This window comes from Gordonia sp. CNJ-863, from assembly GCF_001942325.1.
Classification (GTDB): domain Bacteria; phylum Actinomycetota; class Actinomycetes; order Mycobacteriales; family Mycobacteriaceae; genus Gordonia; species Gordonia alkanivorans.
Genome location: NZ_MKKG01000066.1, coordinates 49,062 through 67,587, shown reverse-complemented (window position 1 = coordinate 67,587; position 18,526 = coordinate 49,062). Strand labels below are relative to the sequence as shown.

Below are 18,526 nucleotides of genomic sequence, written 5' to 3'. Positions count from 1 at the left end.
CGGGGTCGACGTCAGCCGCGGATCATGCGGGGTTTCCGGCCCGCACGAAGGCCCCGAGCCGATCGACCGCGAGAGCGAGATCCTCGGTCGACGCCGCATAGGACAGCCGGACAAAGCGATCGGCCCCGGCGAATCCGAAATCCTTTCCCGGCGTGAGGGCGACGTGCGCCTCGCGTAGGGCGCGGTCGCAGAACTCCGCCGAACTCAGCCCGGTCGAACTCACGTCGAGGTAGACGTAGAACGCCCCGTCGGGGACGACCGGTACGTCGAGCCCGATCCGCGCGAGTCCGTCGATGACGAGATCCCGGCGGCGTGCGAACTCGCGCCGGTTGTCCTCGGCGACGGCCAGGGACTCCGGGGTGAAGCAGGCCAGCGCGGCGTACTGGGACGGGGTGGGCGGGCAGACGTAGAAGTTCTGCGCGAGCCGCTCGATGACCCCGACCAGCTCGTCGGGCACGATGCACCAGCCCAGACGCCAGCCGGTCATGCCGAAGTACTTGGAGAAGCTGTTGATCACGACCGTCTCGGCCGTACCCGGGGTGTCGGTGGCGAGAATGCTGCGCGGTGCCCGCCCGTCCGGATCGGGGTCGGACAGACCGAGGTAGATCTCGTCGACGATGGACCAGCCGCCGCGGGCGGCGACGAGATCGGTCATCGTGACCAGCTCGTCGTAGGGCATCGAGGTGCCGGTGGGATTCGACGGGGTGGCGACGATGACACCGCGGGTGGTGTCGGTCCAGGCCCGTTCGACGTCATCGGTGGTCAACTGGAACCGCGCCTGCGCGGTGGTCTCGATCAGGTCGACCCGCGCACCGAAGGCGTGGGCGAACTGGCGGTTGCACGGGTAGGAGGGATCCCCGATGATCACCCCGTCGCCGGGATCGATGAGCGCGGCGCACGACATGAGCAGAGCGGCCGAGGCACCGGATGTGACGGCGACCCGTCGAGGGTCGACATCCGCACCGAAGTGGTGCCCGTAGAAGCCCGCGATCGCGGCCCGCAGCTCCGGGAGTCCGAGTGCACCGGTGTACGCCAGCGGCCGGCCGTCGCTGACCTCCCGGGCCGCCGTGAGAACCGCGGGCGGCGGTCCGAAATCGGGTTCGCCGATGTTGAGCTTGACCACGTGGTGGCCCTGCGCTTCCAACTCGGCCGCATTCCGCGCAAACTCCATCGCATAGAACGGGGCGATCCCTTCGGCCCGTCGGGAGATCTTCATGAGTCACATTGTGCGCGCCGCCGCGACGCGCCCCGATGCATGGGCGTGCAGGATGTGAGGATGCCCATCCCTGACTTCATCCGCGACCTGCGTGCCCATGTCGGTCACCGCGAACTCTGGCTGTCGGGTGTCAGCGTGGTCGTCCGTGACGCCGACGGCCGCCTGCTGCTCACCCGGCGCGTCGACAACGGACAGTGGGCGGTCGTGTCCGGGGTGCTCGAACCCGGGGAGGAGCCCGCCCGCGCGGCGCTGCGCGAGGTCGCCGAGGAGACCGCCGTGACCGCTGAGATCATCCGTCTGACCAGCATCGACGTCACTCCGCTGATCACCTACCCCAACGGCGACCAGACGCGCTACCTCGACGTCTGTTTCCTCGCGAGGTACGTCGACGGCGAACCGCATGCGGCCGACGACGAGAACTCCGACGTCGCCTGGTTCGCGCCCGACGAACTGCCCGACAACCTGACCGACACCTCGCGACTGCGGATCTCCAAGGCCCTGAACGGCAATCCCGAGGCCTGGTTCCAGCGCTAGGTGTAAGACCCGGGCAGGTTGTGAACGTGTAGGCGTTCGATCGGGGTGAGTCCGCCGATGCCGGTGTGGGCTCGGTGGTGATTGTAGTGGTGTAGCCAGTCGTCGTAGGTGTCCGAGCGGGCGGTCTCTGAGCTGTAGAACTCGGCGTAGGCCCATTCCGAGGCCAGGGTGCGGTTGAATCGTTCGACCTTGCCATTGGTTTGCGGACGGTAGGGACGGGTCTTCTTGTGCTGGATCTCGGCGCCGAGTGATTCTGCGAAAACCTTTGAGCGGTAACAGGCGCCGTTGTCGGTCATCACTCGTCGCACAGTGATGCCGTGCGCTTGGAAGAAGGCCTTGGCGCGGTCCCAGAACTGCGCGGCGGTCTCTTTGCGTTCGTCGGTGAGGATCTCGGAGTATGCCAGCCGGGAATGGTCATCGACGGCGTGGTGCAAGTACGCGTACCCCGGGCGGTGTTTCTTGTTGTGCCGGTTACCGATCGTGCGCCCGAGTTTGCGGTGCCCACCGCCTTCGGGGATGCGGCCGAGTTACTTGATGTCGATGTGGACCAGGTCGCCGGGAGCGTCGTGTTCGTAGCGTCGTGGCGGGGTCCGGCGTACCGGAAGTCCGGTGGCCTGGTCGAGGTGACGCAACAGCGGCATTCGATACCGGCGCAACACCGCCTCAACGGTCGATTTCGCCAGCCGCAGGTGCGCAGCGATTCGTGCAGCGCCCCAGCGACGCAGGAACCGCAACTTGATGATTCGACGTTCACGGCGCACAGGGAGCTGATGGGGTGACCGGTAGGGGCGACTGGACCGATCTGCCATGCCGGCCTCACCGGTCTGCCGGTAGCGGTCGGCCCACTTCTTGGCGGTCGCTGGGGAGCAGTTGAACCGTTCGGCGGCCCGTCGTAGAGGCCAACCCTGGTCGACGACGCACTGAGCCAGGGCCAGACGGCCACGTTCGGCGAGAAAGGCATTACGGTGGGTCATGAGGGCCTCTTGGTGATCGGCGTGTGTGTGGTAACCACATCGATACCGGAGGCCCTCACCTGTTGACCGGCACCACGCCGTTCACAACCTCCCCAAGAGTTACAGCTAGGGACGGACCTCAGGGATGTCCCTGAACTTCGCCCCATATACCGTCTGACCTGTGGCCTTTTCGCGTGTTACGGGCGGAGACTCGGGGCATGAGCACATCAACGAATTCAGGAACCACGTTCTGGAAGGTCCTCGGGATCATCGCGGTCGTCCTCATCGCGCTGGCGGTGATCGGACCGCTCCTCGAGGGTCTCTTCTGGATCGCACTCATCGGGCTGGCCCTCTACGGCGGGTACATGCTGTTCCGCTCGAAGTCCAAGGACGATCACCCGACTCCGCTGTGACGCAGCGTCGGTGAGCGATCAGAACCTCGGCAGCGGGTAGCAGGCCCACGGGGCGCAGATCTGCTCGGGGATGTCGATGTTCGGGAAACCCGGGACGGTCGGCCTGGCAGGTGCCTCCGACTCGGGTGCCGGCGCCGTCGGCCCGGCACCCGGAACGCTGACGCGGATCGGCGCCGCCGCCGTCGGGGTCATGTTGGTCAGCGGCGGGTTGGTTCCCCAGAACTGTTCCCGGGCGGAGCCCGGCGGCAGGGTGATGGTGGCGCAACCCCAGTAGATGTCGTAGGTCCCGTCGGGGATCGTCGTGGACCCCGTGAGCGTCGGCGGGGTGCCCGCGGTGGCCCTCATCGGCACGTTCTTCGACGCGCCTGGCGAGATCAGGCGCCGAGTTCTTCCGGGGTCTGGTAACCGAAAACCACGCCCGACGCGGCGGGGGAGGTATTGGCCTTGACGCCGAAGATCTCGCAGCCGATCCGCTTGTTCGCATTGTTGGAGACCTTGAGGGTGATCGTGTTGCCGGCCAACGACGGCGAGACGGTGACATCGGCCGGGGCTGCTGACGCGGACGGTGCCAGTGCGGTGGCGAGCGCCACGGCGGCGGCGAATCCCATTCCAGCGGAGAGCTTTCGGAGACGAGTGGTCCGGGGGCGAGTGGTCATGACGGTCCTTCCCTCGCGGAATTCGTGCGGCCGCGGCCGGTGATCTGCGGGTACTTCCTGAAACGAAGGGAATGCGGATCGGTGCGTGTTTCCGGATTCCACGAAATGTGCCGATGGTGTCCGCTCGGTCTCGGCGAGAATGTTCGGCGACGTCATTCTTGCAGATATCGACAATGTCGGCAGAACGGGGTCGATGCGAATCCGGGATTCTGCGCGCGTGTCGACGCGGGTCCCGAGGAGTCGGGCAGCCGGCTCGAGTTGACGATTCGCCGTGTGAAGTCCGCCGCCCACGAGGTAAGTTGGCTAACCAAGATAACTAAGTTGATTGACCTCGGACCGTACGGAGCGCCACCTTGACCGTCCTCGATGATCACCTCGATGCCCTCGCCCCGCCCCCTGCGCCGGACGCCCCGGTGGATCCTGTGCTGGGACGCCCGCTCCGGCCGGCCCCGGCGCTGCGGCCGAAGTTCAATCCGGACTGGACGCCGGCTCGTCATCGACTCCTCGACGGCTGGGTCGACGTACAGGACCGACTACCCGAGACCGAGGGCATCGTCGCCCGCGCGAAGGACCACCTCTGGGTCGGCGACCCGGAGATGGATGCGGTGGTTCAGATGTTCCGCAGGCTGCCCCCGCGAACCGGCCGGCAGATGTTCGAAGACGCCCTCGACAACGGTCTGGACACCATCGACAGTCCACCTGAGGAGCTCGTCGCGCTCTTCGATCACATCGACAATCCGCCGGCCTGGATCACCAAGGATCGTGTCGATCGTGGCGCGATCGTCGCGAACGGGGTGAGCCCGGCAGGCAAGGCGTCGCTGATCTTCCTCAACACCCTGGCCACCGTGCAGGGCGGTTCGGTGGGTGATGCGGTCGGAACCATGGGGCGCATGCAGCGCAACATGATCAACCGGTCGCTGGAGTCCGCCGAATTCTGGTTGCACCTGCCGGCTCCCGGCGCGCTGGATCGCTTCGGCACGGCGTTCAAGAACGCCGTCCGGGTGCGGCTGATGCACGCACAGGCTCGTGTCATGCTGCGCAAGAAGTGGGGCGAGGAGTGGGTCGCCCAGCATGGCGTGCCGATCTCCAACGCCGAGATGTCCGGTGGGATACCGTCGTTCGGTGTCGCCAACCTCATGTACGACATCAACTACGGTCGCCACTACGACTACCGAGACCTCGAGGATCTCAACATCTTCTGGTCGTACATCGGACACATCATGGGCATCCGTGAGGCGATGATCCCACGCACGTTCGGCGAAGCGGTTGAACTGCTGGACTACGGCTATGCGGTGATGGAGCCGCCGTCGGAGTTCTCCGAGGCGCTCAACGACGTCTCCGAGATGATGCTGAACACTCTCATGAACAAGGTGCAGATTCCGCTGATCGACCCACAGGTGAAGTCGGCGATCCATCAGACGCTGCACGGCCTGTACTTCTTCATCGGCGGGACGTTCCTCGGGCGCCGCATCACGGGTACCCCCGAGCCGACCCGGATCGGACGGATCGCACCGAAACTCATCACCGCGCAGGCGAAGCTCGCGAATCTGGACCGGCGCATCCCCGGCTACTGGAAGCGGGCCGACAAGCGTCGCGCCAACGGCGACACCTACTGGGCCGTCATGCACGACGCCTTCACCAAGCTGGCCGCCGAGCAGGACGGCGGGCGCGGTCCGACCTTCGCCCACCACGACAAGCCGGTCGAGGCCCTCGGCAAGGCCGGCTGAGAGGATCGTGCAAGACCGGTCGAGAGTCGCTGCGGCGCGAGTGCCACCCGGTTAGTCTGATTCGCGACGCAGGCCCACCGACCAGACCGGGGATCCCATGCCGACGGTGATCGCGACCATCAGTCTCAAGGGCGGGGTCGGGAAGACCACGCTCACGGCCGGCCTCGCCGATTTCCTCGCCGGCGTCTTCGGCAAGAAGGTGCTCCTCGTCGATCTCGACGCCCAGACCAACCTCACGACGATGACGATCGGGGAGGACGGCTGGGAGGCCTGTAATGCCCGCGGGCACACCGTCGCGACCCTGTTCGCCGACGTTCTCGACGGCACCCGGCGGTTCGACCTGGAGAGCACCGTCCAACGGGACGTCTCGTCGATCGATGGGCTCGCGGGGATCGATCTCCTCCCGTCCTCGCTCGATCTGATCGACCTGCAGGAGGAGATGAGCGCGCGCCGAGTCGCCGCCGACGACCATCTCGCCGCCGTCGAGGTGCTGCGAGGCGCGTTGGCCCCGATCATGTCTCGCTACGACTACGTCCTCATCGACTGTCCGCCGAACGTCGGTCCGTTCAGCCTCAACGGATTGTTCATGGCCAGTGGATATCTCATCCCGACGATCCCGGACGTGTTGTCCACGTACGCGATTCCGCACATTCAGCGACAGGTCGCGGACTTCGGTGCCGAGATCGGCCGCACCATCGTCGAACTGGGTGTCGTCATCACCAAGTACCGGGCGTCGTCGTCGCTGCACCGCGACACCGTCCACCGGCTCCGGCGTGATCCGACGATCCAGAACATCCTGCCCGCATATCTCCACGAGGCCAACGCGATCGGCGCGGCCGCGGACCACACGCGGTGGCCGGGTCTGCACGCGAAGTACGGCTATCACGGGCACTACGAACAGTTCCGCGATCTGACGCGTGCGGTGATGATCGAGGCCGACGCGAAACTGCAGTCGATCGCCTGAGACCCACTGCGGTGCCGAAGGTCCCGAGATTCAGACATTTCTGTGCCAATGCGCAGCTCACGGGCTAGATTCTTCTCAGTCCGCCAGTCGGCGGCGTTCACGACTGCCCAGGAGTTCTCATGATGAACAAGGTGCACATCGCTTCAGTCCTCGGCGCGGCGGCACTGGCCGTCGCCGCAACCGCATGCGGCTCGGACGACTCGGGTTCCGGGAGTGCCGACGCGGAGGCCAAGGTGACCGTCGACGGCCAGGAGGTGGAACTGGCGGACAAGACCGTCGGCTGCACCGATGCCGCCGGAAAGGTGACGATCGGAATCGGTTCCGGGTCGGGCACCTCGGGCGTCGGCGTCGTGCTGTCGTCGGGGGATTCGCCGGAGGTCGAGTCGGTCGGGCTCGGTTCCGTGGACGGCGTGACGCTCGGTTATCAGAAGGGTGTGGGTGAGGGCAGCGCCGAGGTCGACAAGGACGGCTCCACCTACAAGATCACCGGCGAGGCGTCGGGGGTCGATCTCGCCAACCCGACCGAGAAGGTGACCAAGTCCTACGAGATCGAGGTGACCTGCCCCTGAATCCGACGACGCTGCAGGTCGAACGGCCCTACCGGCGGATAAGGTCTCGGCATGACCGTCGTACCGGTCTCGATGTGCACACAGATCCACGCGCGCAGGTTTGGTCCTGAGGTTCCTGGGTACTTTGAGTCCTGTAGCAAATCGCACGATCTGGACGATTCGGACGATTTACGCACGCAGGATCAACAACTACCTAGGAGGCAGACATGCTGGGAATTGGCATCATTGCGTGGATCATCATCGGTGGTCTGGCCGGCTGGATCGCCAGCAAGATCATGAAGACCGATGCGCAGCAGGGGATCATCCTCAACATCATCGTCGGTGTCGTAGGCGGTCTCCTCGGCGGCTTCTTGCTGCAGCTCTTCGGCGTCGACGTCGAGGGCGCCGGATGGATCTTCAGCTTCATCACCTGCTTGATCGGCGCTTGCGTCTTGCTGTTCCTGGTCAAGCTCGTGACCGGGCGCGGCCGGACCCGCGTCTGATCGCAGCACCCACCGCGAACCCCGCCCCGGTTTCCGACGCACCTCGCGTTCGGGCCGGGGCGGTGTCGTTCGTGGATGGGTACGTTGGAGAAGAACGAGTGACGTCGACCGCGAAAGTGAGCAACCAGTGACCCGAGTGGCCATCATCGGCGGACACGGCAAGATCGCGCTGCGCCTGGCGAAGATCCTGACCGACCGAGGCGATCAGGTGACCTCGATCATCCGAAACCCAGAACACGCGCAGGACGTCGCGGAGACCGGCGCGGTACCCGTCGTCGCCGATGTGGAGACCCTCGACACGACCGGGATCGCCACGGCGATCTCCGAACACGACGCCGTGGTCTGGTCGGCGGGCGCAGGTGGGGGTGAGCCGGCACGGACCTACGCCGTCGACCGGGACGCCGCGATCCGCTCGATGGACGCCGCGGCGAAGGTAGGAATCCACCGGTACGTCATGGTCTCCTACTTCGGTGCCGGTCCCGATCACGGCGTGCCCGAGGACAATTCGTTCCACGCGTATGCCGAGGCCAAAGCGGCCGCCGACACCTATCTGAAGTCGGGCGACCTCGACTGGACGATCCTCGGACCGAGCAAACTCACCGACGAGCCGGGGACGGGCAAGATCGCCATCGGCGGCACGCGCGGCGGTGGCGACGAGGTCAGTCGCGACAACGTGGCCGCGGTCGCCGCAGCGGTTCTCGCACGACCCGAGACGGTGCACAAGGTCATCGAGTTCAACGACGGGCCCACGCCGGTCGTCGACGCGGTCGCACAGGTCTGACGCCGTGTCCGCGCATGCGGACGCCCTGCTGACACAGTTGCGCGCGGTGGTCGGCGCGGGCAACGTGCTCACCGATCCCGAGTCCATCGAGGGTTTCCTCGTCGACTGGACCGGCCGGTACCGGGGTGAGGCGGATGCGGTGGTGCGGCCGCGTACCACCGAGGAGGTCTCCCGGGTCGTCGGCGAGTGCGCCTCCATCGGCGCCCGAATCTGCGTGCAGGGCGGGAACACCGGACTCGTGGGTGGCTCGGTGCCGCCACCACGCAACGACACCGGACGGCCGGTGATCGTGTTGTCGACGGCCCGTATGACCGACATCGACGAGGTAGACGCGGTCGGCCGCTGCGTGGGTGCCCAGGCCGGTGCCACCGTCGACGCCATCGACGGCAAGGCCGCCGAGGCCGGCTTGGCCTTCCCCGTCGACCTGGCCTCCCGCGAGTCGGCCACCGCGGGCGGGGTGGTCTCGACGAATGCCGGCGGCATCCGCATGATCCGCCGTGGCAACACCCGTTCCCAGGTCCTCGGGATCGAGGCGGTCCTCGCCGACGGCCGCGTCCTGCGCCGGTGGACCTCGCTGGTGAAAGACAATGTGGGATACGACCTCCCGGCGCTCCTCGCCGGTAGCGAGGGCACCCTTGCGGTCATCACGCGCGTGCTGTTCAAACTCGTCGTGCCGCCGTCGACTGCGACCGTCGCAGTGGCCGCGGTCGAACACGTCGAGGATGCGATCGGACTGATCGCCGCCGCGTCGTCGCGCGGCCTCACCGTCGAGGCCGCCGAACTCATGACCGAGGCCGGCATCGAACTGGTGCACGAACACGGACACCGTCGGCCGACGGCGACACCCGGGCCCTTCTATGTCCTCCTCGAGGTGTCCGGGGTCGGCGACATCGAGACGACGATGGCCGAATTGCTCGGCGACACCGGCGGACTCGTCGACGCCGTCCTCGAACCGGCGCCCGCTCGAGCACTCTGGGGCGCACGCGAGAGCCACACCGAGACGATTGCCCGGTCGAGTACGACGCCGGTCGTCAAACTCGACATCTCCGTACCCATCCGCGCATTGCCGGAGACCTTCGCCGAACTGGCCGAGGTCGGTGCGGCAAGCGACTTCCCCTGTCGCCCGATCCTTTTCGGCCACGTGGGTGACGGAAACATCCACGTGAACCTGCTCGACGTCCCAGAAGAACACGCCGAAACCGTCACCGGCCGGGTCTTCGGAGTAGTCGCGGCCAACGGCGGGTCCATCAGCGCCGAACACGGCATCGGCCGCGCCAAGACTGCCTGGACGCACCTCGGCCGGTCCGACGTCGACCTCGACACCATGCGAGCGGTCAAGGCGGCCTTCGACCCACAGGGGTTGCTGAATCCGGGTGTCATCCTCGGTACCGGCGCACGCAGCGCGGACCCGCCCGAATCCTGAGACGATGGCGAGGTGGCTGACGTGATCCCGGAGAGATTGACCGAACTGGCGCATCGTCACGGTGTGGCCACCAGCTATGTGGGCTGGGACCAAGAGACCCACGAGGTGAGTACGGAGACGCTGGTCGCCGTCCTCACCGCCCTCGACGTCCCTGCGGACTCACCCGAGGCGATCGAGGAGTCGATCCGCGCGGTCGACGAGCGGCCGTGGCGCGAGTTCGTCCCGGCGGTCACGGTGGTCACCGAGGGCGGCGGCGACACGTTCTGGATCCACGTCCCGCACGGAAACCTGGTGAAGGTGTGGATCGCCACCGAGGACGGCCGCGACGTCGCGCCGGAACAACTCGACGTGTGGGTGGACCCGCGCGAGATCGACGGCGCGCTCGTCGGGCGGGCGACCTTCGCGATCCCCGACGACCTCGAACCCGGATACCACCGGATCAAGGCCCTCGACCTCGACGACTCGACGGCGTCGAGTGCACCGCTGATCGTCACCCCGCGCCGGCTGCACACCGCAGACCGGCTGCTCGGGCGGCAGCGGTGGGGCCTGGCCGTACAGCTCTACTCGATCCGTTCGGCGGACTCGTGGGGCGTCGGCGACTTCGCCGATCTGGCGGGCATCTGCGAGGTCGCGGGTAGCGCGTACGGCGCCGATTTCGTGCAGGTCAACCCGTTGCACGCGGCGCAACCGGACCCCCCGGTCGAGGCCTCGCCGTACCTGCCGGTCACACGCCGCTTCCTCAACCCGATCTACATCCGGGTCACCGACATCCCTGAACTCGACGGATTGCCGAAGGCCCAGCGCAAGTGGTTGAACAAGCTCGCCCGCGGGTTCTTGGGCGAGAACACCGCCACCGACAAGATCCGGCGCAACAAGTCCTACCGGGCCAAGCTGGAAGCACTCGAACTGATCTACGACGTGCCGCTGAGCCCCCGGCGCAAAACCGCCCTGCGCGAGTTCCGGCAGCGGGAGGGCAAAGGCCTCAAACGATTCGCCACGTGGTGCGCACTGGCCGAGCGCTACGACGCCGACGATCCCCGCTGGCAGGACAAGTTCCTCGATCCGGCACACCTGAAGAAGAAGCGCCGGAAACTGGCGCGGCGCATCGACTTCCACATCTGGCTGCAGTGGATCTGCGACGAGCAGCTCGCCACCGCGGCACATGCCGCGAAGTCCGCGGGAATGTCCATCGGCGTGATGGCCGACCTCGCGGTGGGGGTCGGCCGGCACAGCGCCGACGCCTGGGCACTCGGCCATGTGCTCGCCTCCGGGGCGACCGTGGGCGCACCGCCGGACGGCTTCAACCAGCAGGGGCAGGGGTGGGATCAGCCGCCCTGGCATCCCCGCCGTCTGGCCGAGGCCGGTTACGAGCCCTACCGCGACATGATCCGCACCGTGCTGCGTCACGCCGGCGGCGTCCGCGTCGACCACATCCTGGGACTGTTCCGGCTGTGGTGGATCTCCGACGGCATGGGACCGGCCGGCGGCACCTACGTGCACTACGACAGCGAGGCACTGATCGGCATCCTGGCCCTTGAGGCCCAGCGCGCCGATGCGGTGGTCGTCGGCGAGGACCTCGGAGTCTTCGAGCCGACGGTGCAGGACACCTTGCGCGGGCGCGGAATCCTGGGCACGTCGATCCTGTGGTTCGAGCAGGACCGCAAGGCGGCAATCGCGCCGGAACGCTACCGCGAACTGTGCCTGACGTCGGTGACGACCCACGACCTCCCGCCGACGACGGGTTACCTGGCCGGTGACCACATCGCACTGCGGGCACGGCTGGGGCTGCTCGAGACCGGGGAGGAGGCCGAACGGGACCGCAACGAACGCGAACGCGACGCCGTCCTCGAACTCGCCTACGAGCGCGGCCTGCTGTCGCGGGACATCCCGCTGTCGGACCCGAAGGTCGTCGACGCCCTCTACGCCGTCATCGCGCACACACCGTCGGTGCTGCTGAGCGTCGCACTCGTGGACGCGGTGGGGGAGCGGCGGATTCAGAACCAGCCCGGTACGAGTGCGGAGCAGTACCCGAACTGGTGCATCCCGCTCGCCAACGCCGACGGTGAGGTGGTGCTGGTGGAGGACCTCGTCAGCAGCGTGCGCTTCCGTCAGCTGGTGAACATACTCAACGAGTACGGGGTCCCGGGCGCTGACGGTATATCGATGGTCAGTCGCCGAGGCGCCTGACGGCGATGATGGTCAGTCGCCGAGGCGCCTGACGGCGATGATGGTGAGTATCAACGCCACCAGCGCGAGAACCGCGACGCCGATGTTGAAGGCGATTCCGGCCGGCCTCAGTCCCCACTGCTGTGCGGCCACACCCTGCCCGACGATGGGCAGTGAGATCGCGACGTAGGCGACCACGAAATAGGTTGAGGTGACCTCGGCGCGTCGATCGGCCGGGCTGGCCGCGACCACCGACGCCAGCCCCTTGCTGAACGACATGCCCTGCCCCACACCGCACACCACCGCGCCACCCAGCAGAGCGGCGGTCGACGTGGCGACCAGGCCGACGATCGACAGGCAGGTGCCGCCGATCAAGATCGCGCAACCGGCGATCAGCGCGGACTCGGTGGGCATGCGCCGCACCACGATCTGCGTGACCGCCGAGGAAGCGAACAGCACGAAGACGAGGAAACCGGTGAACGCGCGGTCGTCGATGCCCAGTATCTGAGTGACGAACGAGGGCATGACGCCGGTGAACGTCCCCATGACCGCGAAGCCGGCGAACGCGGCGATCGACGCGCGGACGAACACGCCGCGTACGTCGGCCGGTACGGAGAGCCGCTGAACACCAAGACGGGCACCGGGTTTGACGTCGACCGTCTCCTGCAGTCGCCAGATGCCGGCGAAGGCGAGAGCCAAGAGGGCGAGGTCGAGGAAGAACGGGGTGTGCAGGGGATTGGGCGCATACTCGGCGATCAGGCCGGCGATGAGCGGTCCCATCCCGAGTCCGCCGATGTTGGCCGCGGTCGCGACGGCGGGCCCCCGGCCCCGCCACGACGGCGGTGCCAGTTCGATGACCGCGGTCGTCGCGGCGCCGGCGTAGATCCCCGCCGACAACCCGGACAGCACCCTGCCCACCAGCAGCTGCCAGACCGGTCCGGCGGTGAGGAAGACCACGGCGCTGGCCACTGACAGCAGGGCGCCGGCGATGAGCAGCTTGCGCCGCCCGATCACATCGGACCAGCGGCCGAAACCGATCAATGCGGCGATGACACCGACCGCGTACACCCCGAAGACGACCGTCGTCGTGGCGACACCGAAGCCGAGCTTCTCCCCGTAGAGCGAATAGAGCGGTGTCGGCAGCGTCGTCCCGAGCATGACGACGGCGAAGGCGTAGACCGCCGCCACGAAGGAGGGGGTGGTCGAACGAGGCGCGGCCGATGCCGATGCACCTCGGCCGGAACGGGATGACGGGGTGCCGGATCGATCAGTCATGAGACTGCCAAACTACCGCCGGACCGGATCGGGGCGCTCACCGGTAACAGATCCTCGTCATCTGTCCGTCATCACGGGCCGGGTGCCGTCGCGTCGCCTATCGTCCCTGCCATGCAGGCCTCTGAACCGCACATCCTCGTGACCACATCCCGGATGCCGTTCGCCGTCGACGAGATCCACAAGCTCGGGGAGACCGGGCGGGACGTCACCGCCGCGGACACCTTCCGAGCGGCGCCGGGAAGTCACTCCCGCGGCGCGCGACGCCATCTCGTGTTCCCCGCACCCACCCAGCAGACCACCGCCTTCGTCGACGCGGTGATCGATGCGATCGGCGAGCACGGCATCACCTGGCTGCTCCCGATGTTCGAGGAGGTCTTCTACCTCGCCAGACACCGCGACCGCATCTCCGCCGCACACCCCGACGTCGAGTTGTTCTTCCCCGATTTCGAGACCCTCGCCCGCGTCCACGACAAGGTCGGGTTCACCGCCCTCTGCCGCGAACTCGGACTCCCGGCCGCGGAATCGGTGACCACGACGAGCCGCGACGAGCTGCGCGAGGCCACCGAGAAGTGGCCGCACTGGTTCGCCCGGGCGGCCTTCGGTCGCGGCGGGCTCGACGTCCTCACCAACACCGGGCCGCTGGCGGGGGAATCGTCGATCGACGACGTCAGCCCGACCCCCGCCGATCCCTGGCTCGTCCAGGAGTACCTCACGGGCGCCGACCGGTGCAGCTGGAGTGTCGCCCATCACGGCGAGATCGTGCTGCACTCCTGCTACGAGCACCCCCTCGCGATCGACGACCGCGGCGGCATCGTCTTCCAATCCGTCGACTCGCCGGAATCGCTCGCCGCAGCGCAGACCATTGCGCGAGAACTGAACTGGCACGGGCAGATCAGCTTCGACTACCTCGTCACCGACGACGGCGTCCACCACATGGTCGAGTGCAATCCCCGACCGACAGCGGGGTGCACGGTCGCGAGCGCCGAGGAGTTCGACGCCGCCTTGTTCGATCCGGGTGACCTCGTCGTCGTCCCCGCGGGCCGCAAGAAGATGATCAAGGCCGCGGTACTGCGTGATGCGCTCAAGCACCCTTCTCATCTGCGCCGGAATCTCGCCGTGGCCAAGGGAGCGGGCGGCGTGTACGACCAGCCGGGCGACCACCTGCCGCTGATCTACTCGGCCCTCTCGCTGCAGCACATCCTGGCCTATCGCAAGGAACTCGGACTCGACCGGAACAAGCGCGAGGAACTGATGGCGACACAGTTCTTCGATGTGCTCTGGGACGGCACCACGATCGCCTGACCAGGTCCGATACACACGACGGCGGTGTGTGCTAAGTTACAGTAACTGTCGGTTACAGTTATTGGGGTCTCTCATGCAACCTGCACACGACGCGCCTGCCCACGACGTGCTGATCGTCGGCGCCGGCTTCGGCGGAATGGGTGCCGCGATCGCCTTCAAACGCCTGGGCATCGACGACATCGCGATCCTCGAGCGCGAGGACGACCTCGGCGGGACCTGGCATGTCAATCACTACCCGGGTCTCGCCGTCGACATCGCCTCGGTCACCTACTCGTATTCCTTCGAGCCCAACCCGAACTGGTCGCGTCTGTTCGCGCCCGGTCCCGAGCTCAAGCGCTACGCGCACCATGTCGCGGACAAGTACGACCTCAAACGGCACATGGAGTTCGGGACGACCGTCGACTCCGCCGAGTGGGACGACGACGCGCGGCGGTGGCGGGTGCGGACCGGTGACGGAACGGAGCGCACCGCCCGCTCGCTCGTCACCGCGACCGGCTTCCTCTCCCAGCCCCACGTCCCGGACTTCCCGGGGATCAAGAACTTCCAGGGGACGATCCTGCACACCGCGGCGTGGGAGGACGGCTTCGATTTCACCGGCAAGAAGGTCGCGGTCATCGGAACCGGTGCGACGGCAGTCCAGCTGATCCCGGAGGTGGCCGAGCGTGCCGATGCGCTCACCGTCTTCCAGCGGACGCCGATCTGGGTGGTGCCCAAGATCGACTTCGCGATCCCGTCCGCGGTGCAGCAGGTGTTCCGGCGAATCCCGTTGACGCAGAAAGTGGCTCGCCTGGTCAACACCTCGCTGCTGGAGCTGCTGATGGTCTCCGGCGTCCTGCATTTCAAGCAGCTCAAGCCCGGCAACAAGCTGGCGGCCCGGCTGGCCAAGGCACACCTGCGGTCCCAGGTCTCCGACCCGGAATTGCGTCGGAAGCTGACACCCGACTACGACTTCGGCTGCAAGCGGCCGACCTTCTCCAACACGTACTTCGCCAGCTTCACCAAGCCGAACGTGATCCTGCAGACCAACGGCATCGCCCGCCTCGAGGCCGACGGGATCCTGGCCGGCGACGGCACGAAGACCGAGATCGACACCCTAGTACTGGCAACGGGATTCAACCTGTGGGACGTGAACTTCCCGGCCTTCGACATCGTCGGTCGTGAGGGGCGCAACCTCGGAAAGTTCTGGCGAGAGGGCAGATTCCAGGCCTACGAGGGTGTCACCGTGCCGAAGTTCCCCAACTTCATCTCGCTCAACAGTCCGTACTCGTACAGCGGCTTGTCGTACTTCACCACGATCGAGGGGCAGATGAAGCACATCACCCGGCTCTTCGGTGAACTCCGACGCCGCGGGCAGGACACCTTCGAGGTCACCGAGCCCGCCAACGACGCCTTCCTCGACGAGGTGACCGACCGTCTGCAGTCCTCGGTCTTCTACAACGGCAACTGCGTGGGCTCGCGCAGCTACTACTTCAACCAGCACGGCGAGGCGACGCTCCTGCGTCCGGCCTCCACGCTGCGAACCCTGCGGGAGATGGACTCGTTCCCGTTGAGCGACTACGCCTTCCGCTGAGCGGCTCGAGTCAGCGGTCGGTCAGTCCCAGGTAGTCGCCGATCAGCCGGCGGATCATCGCGGTGATCTCCGCGCCTTCGGCTCGTGTGGGATCCTCGGTAGCGGTCGTGGAATGCTCGGCCCCCCACGACCTGCACGCCTGGACGATCATCGAGTCGATCAGCTGCGCGACCTCGAGCGGGCGCGGTTCGCCGTGCGCGATCAGGGCGTCGACGAGCGGTTCCTGCAATTCCCGGTGGAACCGTTGCATCGGCTCCTGCAGGACGCTCGGATCGACGATCCGGACGAGCGCACTCGCCACTGCCTGTTCCGACCCGACGATCAGCTCGACGTTCGCACAGATGTATCCCCAGATCTGCTGTCCCGGTTCGGTCTGGGCACCGACACGATCGCGGACGAACCGATCCCAACTGGGGAGGAGATCGGCCAGGACCGCGGCCACGAGTTGCTCGCTGGACGAGTAGTACTGATACACGCTCGAGCGGGCGAGGCCCACGCGCTTGCCGACCGCGGCAAGGGTCGGTGCCTCGCCGGTTTCCGCGAGGATGGCCTTCGCGCCGTCCAGGATCGCCTGCTCCTGCTTACGGCGGTGCTCGGCGACGGTGGGCGCCTCGATGCGTGGCAAACGCCCACCTCCTCAGCTCATGCGGACGCCGCAGACCCTTCGTTCAGATGTCCGTCGACCATCTCGTACACCTTGTCACAGTGTAGGAGAACGTCCTGGTCATGGGTCACCATGACCGTCGCGACGCCGTGTTCGTGGGCCTCGCGAGCGAGCAGTTCGACGATCTCGTGACTGCGCCGCCGGTCGAGGGCCGCGGTGGGCTCGTCGACGAGGAGGACATCCGGCCGGGTCATCAGCGCTCGCGCGATGCCGACGCGCTGCCGCTCACCGCCCGACAACTGATGGGGGCGGCGCTTCGCCTTGTGCGACATACCGACACCGGCGAGCAGTTCGGCCGGTGAGCGGGCCTCGGCGACGCGACCGAACGTGAGTGGCAGACGCAGCTGGTCCTCGACGGTCAGCGCGTCGAGCAGGTTGCCGCTCTGGAACACGAATCCGATGTGTTCGCGACGGATCCGGGTCAGCTCGCGCTTCGGCGCGGTTCCCAGGTCGGCGTCGCCGACGGTGACCGTCCCCGACGTCGGGGTGATGAGACCGCCCGCGACCGCGAGCAGGCTGGACTTGCCGGAACCGGACGGGCCGACGACGGCGACGAACTCGCCTGCGGCGACCTCGAGGGTCACCGCGTCGAGTGCGGTGACCACGTCTTCCCCGTCACCGTGGACGAGACTGACGTCGTTGAGTGCGAGCGCGGTCATCGGTTGCCTCCCAAGGCGGTCAGGGGGTCGACCCGGGTGATGCGGAGCACCGCGACGGCGGCGCCGATCATGCCGAACAGGATCAGCAGCCCGCCGGCCGCGGCGACCGAACCGGTCTCCAGGGCGAAGGGCATCGGGGTGGAACCGATGGCGGCACCGAGGCCGACGCCGATCCCGATGCCGATGCCGGCAGAGACGAGCAGCAGGATGAACGACTGCATCAGCGAGTCGCGCAGAAGGTAACCGGTCGAGGCGCCCATCGCGCGCATCACGGCGATCTCCTGCCTGCGCTGGATCGTCCAGACCGTGAAGAACGCGCCGACGACCAAGGCCGAGATCGCGTAGAGGAAGGCCTGGATCAGCGTGAGGGTCGAGGTCTCGGCGGTGTAACCCGGTGAAGCGCCGAAGGATTCGTCGAGAGTCAGCGAGGTGGTGTCGGCGGCGGCGTCGCCGGCGGCCAGATCGGCCGAGCTGTCGGTCTTCACCGCGACGGCGGTGATGTCGTCGTAGACGCGCGGCGGCACCGGCTCGCCGGGACGAGCGCCGGCGCGGATCTCCTGCCACGTCTTCAGCGGCACGAACGCGACGTCGACGTGTCCGAAGGTGCTCTGGCCGTCGAGGATTCCGACGACCCGCAGCTGTGTGCCGAGCGGCTCGACGGTGACCGTGTCACCGATCGAGAGTCCGTCCTCGGCGGCGGTCTCGCTGATGACGAGCTCACCGGGGGTGTTCGACAGCGACTTGCCCTCGGAGGCGGCGGGGCTGACGAAGCTGCCCGGTTCCACGCCGAAGAGGGCGAGGTCGATGTCGACGCCGGTGTTGGTACGTCCGTTGATCAGAGTGTTGCCGAAGGGTGCGGCGTCCTCGACGCCCGGCTGCTCGGCCCATGTGCCGACCGCCGACGTCGGCACCAGGGACCGGGAGAAGGCGGAGTCGGTGGCGATGTCCTTCTGGAAGGCGAAGGAGGTCACCGGCAGTTTCTTCAAACCGGAGACACCGTCGTTGACCAGACCCACCGACAGGCCGCTCAGCAGGACCATCAGGATGGCGATCAGCGCGACCACCGACCCCATCAGGGCGAATCGTCCGCGTGCGAATGAGAGTTCTCGAAGGGCAAGGAACACGTCACTGCCCTCGCATGTTTACCGACACCATGTCGGCAACGATACCGA

18 protein-coding genes and 1 pseudogene are annotated in these 18,526 nt (G+C 67.0%); 11 read left to right on the top strand and 8 right to left on the bottom strand.

Annotation, left to right across the window (positions count from 1 at the left end; all coding sequences use genetic code 11):
• Positions 1-22: 22 nt before the first annotated feature.
• The gene (locus BJF87_RS22055) at positions 23-1,216 is read right to left on the bottom strand and encodes an aminotransferase class I/II-fold pyridoxal phosphate-dependent enzyme (protein WP_035755095.1); all 1,194 of its coding nucleotides are present in this window, start codon (positions 1,214-1,216) and stop codon (positions 23-25) included.
• A gap of 60 nt (positions 1,217-1,276) precedes the next feature.
• Here BJF87_RS22055 and BJF87_RS22050 point away from each other — a divergent pair, with 60 nt between their 5' ends.
• On the top strand, positions 1,277-1,750 hold the full coding sequence (locus BJF87_RS22050) for an NUDIX domain-containing protein (RefSeq protein WP_006360120.1): 474 nt from the start codon (positions 1,277-1,279) through the stop codon (positions 1,748-1,750).
• On the opposite strand, the pseudogene BJF87_RS22045 reads toward BJF87_RS22050, so the two are convergent.
• A pseudogene (locus BJF87_RS22045) lies at positions 1,747-2,724 on the bottom strand (IS481 family transposase). The gene BJF87_RS22050 and the pseudogene BJF87_RS22045 overlap by 4 nt on opposite strands.
• A 197-nt stretch (positions 2,725-2,921) precedes the next feature.
• On the opposite strand from BJF87_RS22045, the gene BJF87_RS22040 reads away from it, so the two are divergent.
• Positions 2,922-3,116: a hypothetical protein gene (locus tag BJF87_RS22040; protein WP_075863912.1), complete on the top strand. Its 195-nt coding sequence runs from the start codon at positions 2,922-2,924 to the stop codon at positions 3,114-3,116.
• 18 nt (positions 3,117-3,134) lie between these two features.
• On the opposite strand, the gene BJF87_RS26985 is transcribed toward BJF87_RS22040, so the two are convergent.
• Both BJF87_RS26985 and BJF87_RS26980 read right to left on the bottom strand, forming a co-directional pair.
• A complete protein-coding gene (locus BJF87_RS26985) occupies positions 3,135-3,461 on the bottom strand; it encodes a hypothetical protein (RefSeq protein WP_262339100.1) in 327 nt (108 codons plus the stop codon).
• 29 nt (positions 3,462-3,490) lie between these two features.
• Positions 3,491-3,772 (bottom strand): hypothetical protein, encoded by a 282-nt coding sequence (locus tag BJF87_RS26980; RefSeq protein ID WP_262339099.1) that lies wholly within the window; start codon positions 3,770-3,772, stop codon positions 3,491-3,493.
• Positions 3,773-4,125: 353 nt separating this feature from the next.
• Here BJF87_RS26980 and BJF87_RS22030 point away from each other — a divergent pair, with 353 nt between their 5' ends.
• The 7 genes from BJF87_RS22030 (at position 4,126) to malQ (ending at position 11,905) form a co-directional block, all read left to right on the top strand.
• The gene (locus BJF87_RS22030; protein WP_075863911.1) at positions 4,126-5,499 is read left to right on the top strand and encodes an oxygenase MpaB family protein; all 1,374 of its coding nucleotides are present in this window, start codon (positions 4,126-4,128) and stop codon (positions 5,497-5,499) included.
• 97 nt (positions 5,500-5,596) lie between these two features.
• Positions 5,597-6,463 (top strand): ParA family protein, encoded by an 867-nt coding sequence (locus tag BJF87_RS22025; RefSeq protein WP_075863910.1) that lies wholly within the window; start codon positions 5,597-5,599, stop codon positions 6,461-6,463.
• 119 nt (positions 6,464-6,582) lie between these two features.
• The gene (locus BJF87_RS22020) at positions 6,583-7,032 is read left to right on the top strand and encodes a lipoprotein LpqH (RefSeq protein ID WP_081724863.1); all 450 of its coding nucleotides are present in this window, start codon (positions 6,583-6,585) and stop codon (positions 7,030-7,032) included.
• Positions 7,033-7,238: 206 nt separating this feature from the next.
• On the top strand, positions 7,239-7,514 hold the full coding sequence (locus tag BJF87_RS22015) for a GlsB/YeaQ/YmgE family stress response membrane protein (protein WP_035755099.1): 276 nt from the start codon (positions 7,239-7,241) through the stop codon (positions 7,512-7,514).
• A 127-nt stretch (positions 7,515-7,641) separates the two neighbouring features.
• Positions 7,642-8,295 carry an NAD(P)H-binding protein gene (locus BJF87_RS22010; RefSeq protein WP_006360113.1) on the top strand — a complete coding sequence of 218 codons (654 nt, stop codon included), beginning with the start codon at positions 7,642-7,644 and terminating at the stop codon, positions 8,293-8,295.
• Positions 8,296-8,299: 4 nt separating this feature from the next.
• Positions 8,300-9,718, top strand: a complete 1,419-nt coding sequence (locus tag BJF87_RS22005) for an FAD-binding oxidoreductase (RefSeq protein WP_006360112.1) — start codon at positions 8,300-8,302, stop codon at positions 9,716-9,718.
• Positions 9,719-9,730: 12 nt separating this feature from the next.
• Positions 9,731-11,905, top strand: coding sequence for a 4-alpha-glucanotransferase (malQ, locus tag BJF87_RS22000; RefSeq protein ID WP_084813249.1), 2,175 nt, complete (start codon positions 9,731-9,733; stop codon positions 11,903-11,905).
• A gap of 12 nt (positions 11,906-11,917) precedes the next feature.
• Here the strand turns inward: malQ and BJF87_RS21995 are convergent, their stop codons facing one another.
• Entirely contained in the window at positions 11,918-13,159 is a 1,242-nt protein-coding gene (locus tag BJF87_RS21995) for an MFS transporter (RefSeq protein WP_035755101.1), read from the bottom strand.
• Between the two features lie 111 nt (positions 13,160-13,270).
• On the opposite strand from BJF87_RS21995, the gene BJF87_RS21990 reads away from it, so the two are divergent.
• Positions 13,271-14,461: a hypothetical protein gene (locus BJF87_RS21990; protein WP_006360109.1), complete on the top strand. Its 1,191-nt coding sequence runs from the start codon at positions 13,271-13,273 to the stop codon at positions 14,459-14,461.
• A gap of 73 nt (positions 14,462-14,534) precedes the next feature.
• Entirely contained in the window at positions 14,535-16,031 is a 1,497-nt protein-coding gene (locus BJF87_RS21985; RefSeq protein WP_075863909.1) for an NAD(P)/FAD-dependent oxidoreductase, read from the top strand.
• A gap of 10 nt (positions 16,032-16,041) precedes the next feature.
• Here BJF87_RS21985 and BJF87_RS21980 read toward each other — a convergent pair whose 3' ends face one another.
• Genes BJF87_RS21980 through BJF87_RS21970 form a run of 3 tightly spaced genes read right to left on the bottom strand, consistent with a single transcriptional unit; the run spans position 16,042 to position 18,478 of the window.
• Complete coding sequence (locus BJF87_RS21980; protein ID WP_075863908.1) at positions 16,042-16,656, bottom strand: TetR family transcriptional regulator; 615 nt, start codon at positions 16,654-16,656, stop codon at positions 16,042-16,044.
• Positions 16,657-16,673: 17 nt separating this feature from the next.
• On the bottom strand, positions 16,674-17,354 hold the full coding sequence (locus BJF87_RS21975) for an ABC transporter ATP-binding protein (protein ID WP_035755109.1): 681 nt from the start codon (positions 17,352-17,354) through the stop codon (positions 16,674-16,676).
• Complete coding sequence (locus BJF87_RS21970; protein ID WP_035755111.1) at positions 17,351-18,478, bottom strand: ABC transporter permease; 1,128 nt, start codon at positions 18,476-18,478, stop codon at positions 17,351-17,353. Before BJF87_RS21970 ends, BJF87_RS21975 begins: the two co-directional genes overlap by 4 nt.
• Positions 18,479-18,526: the final 48 nt, after the last annotated feature.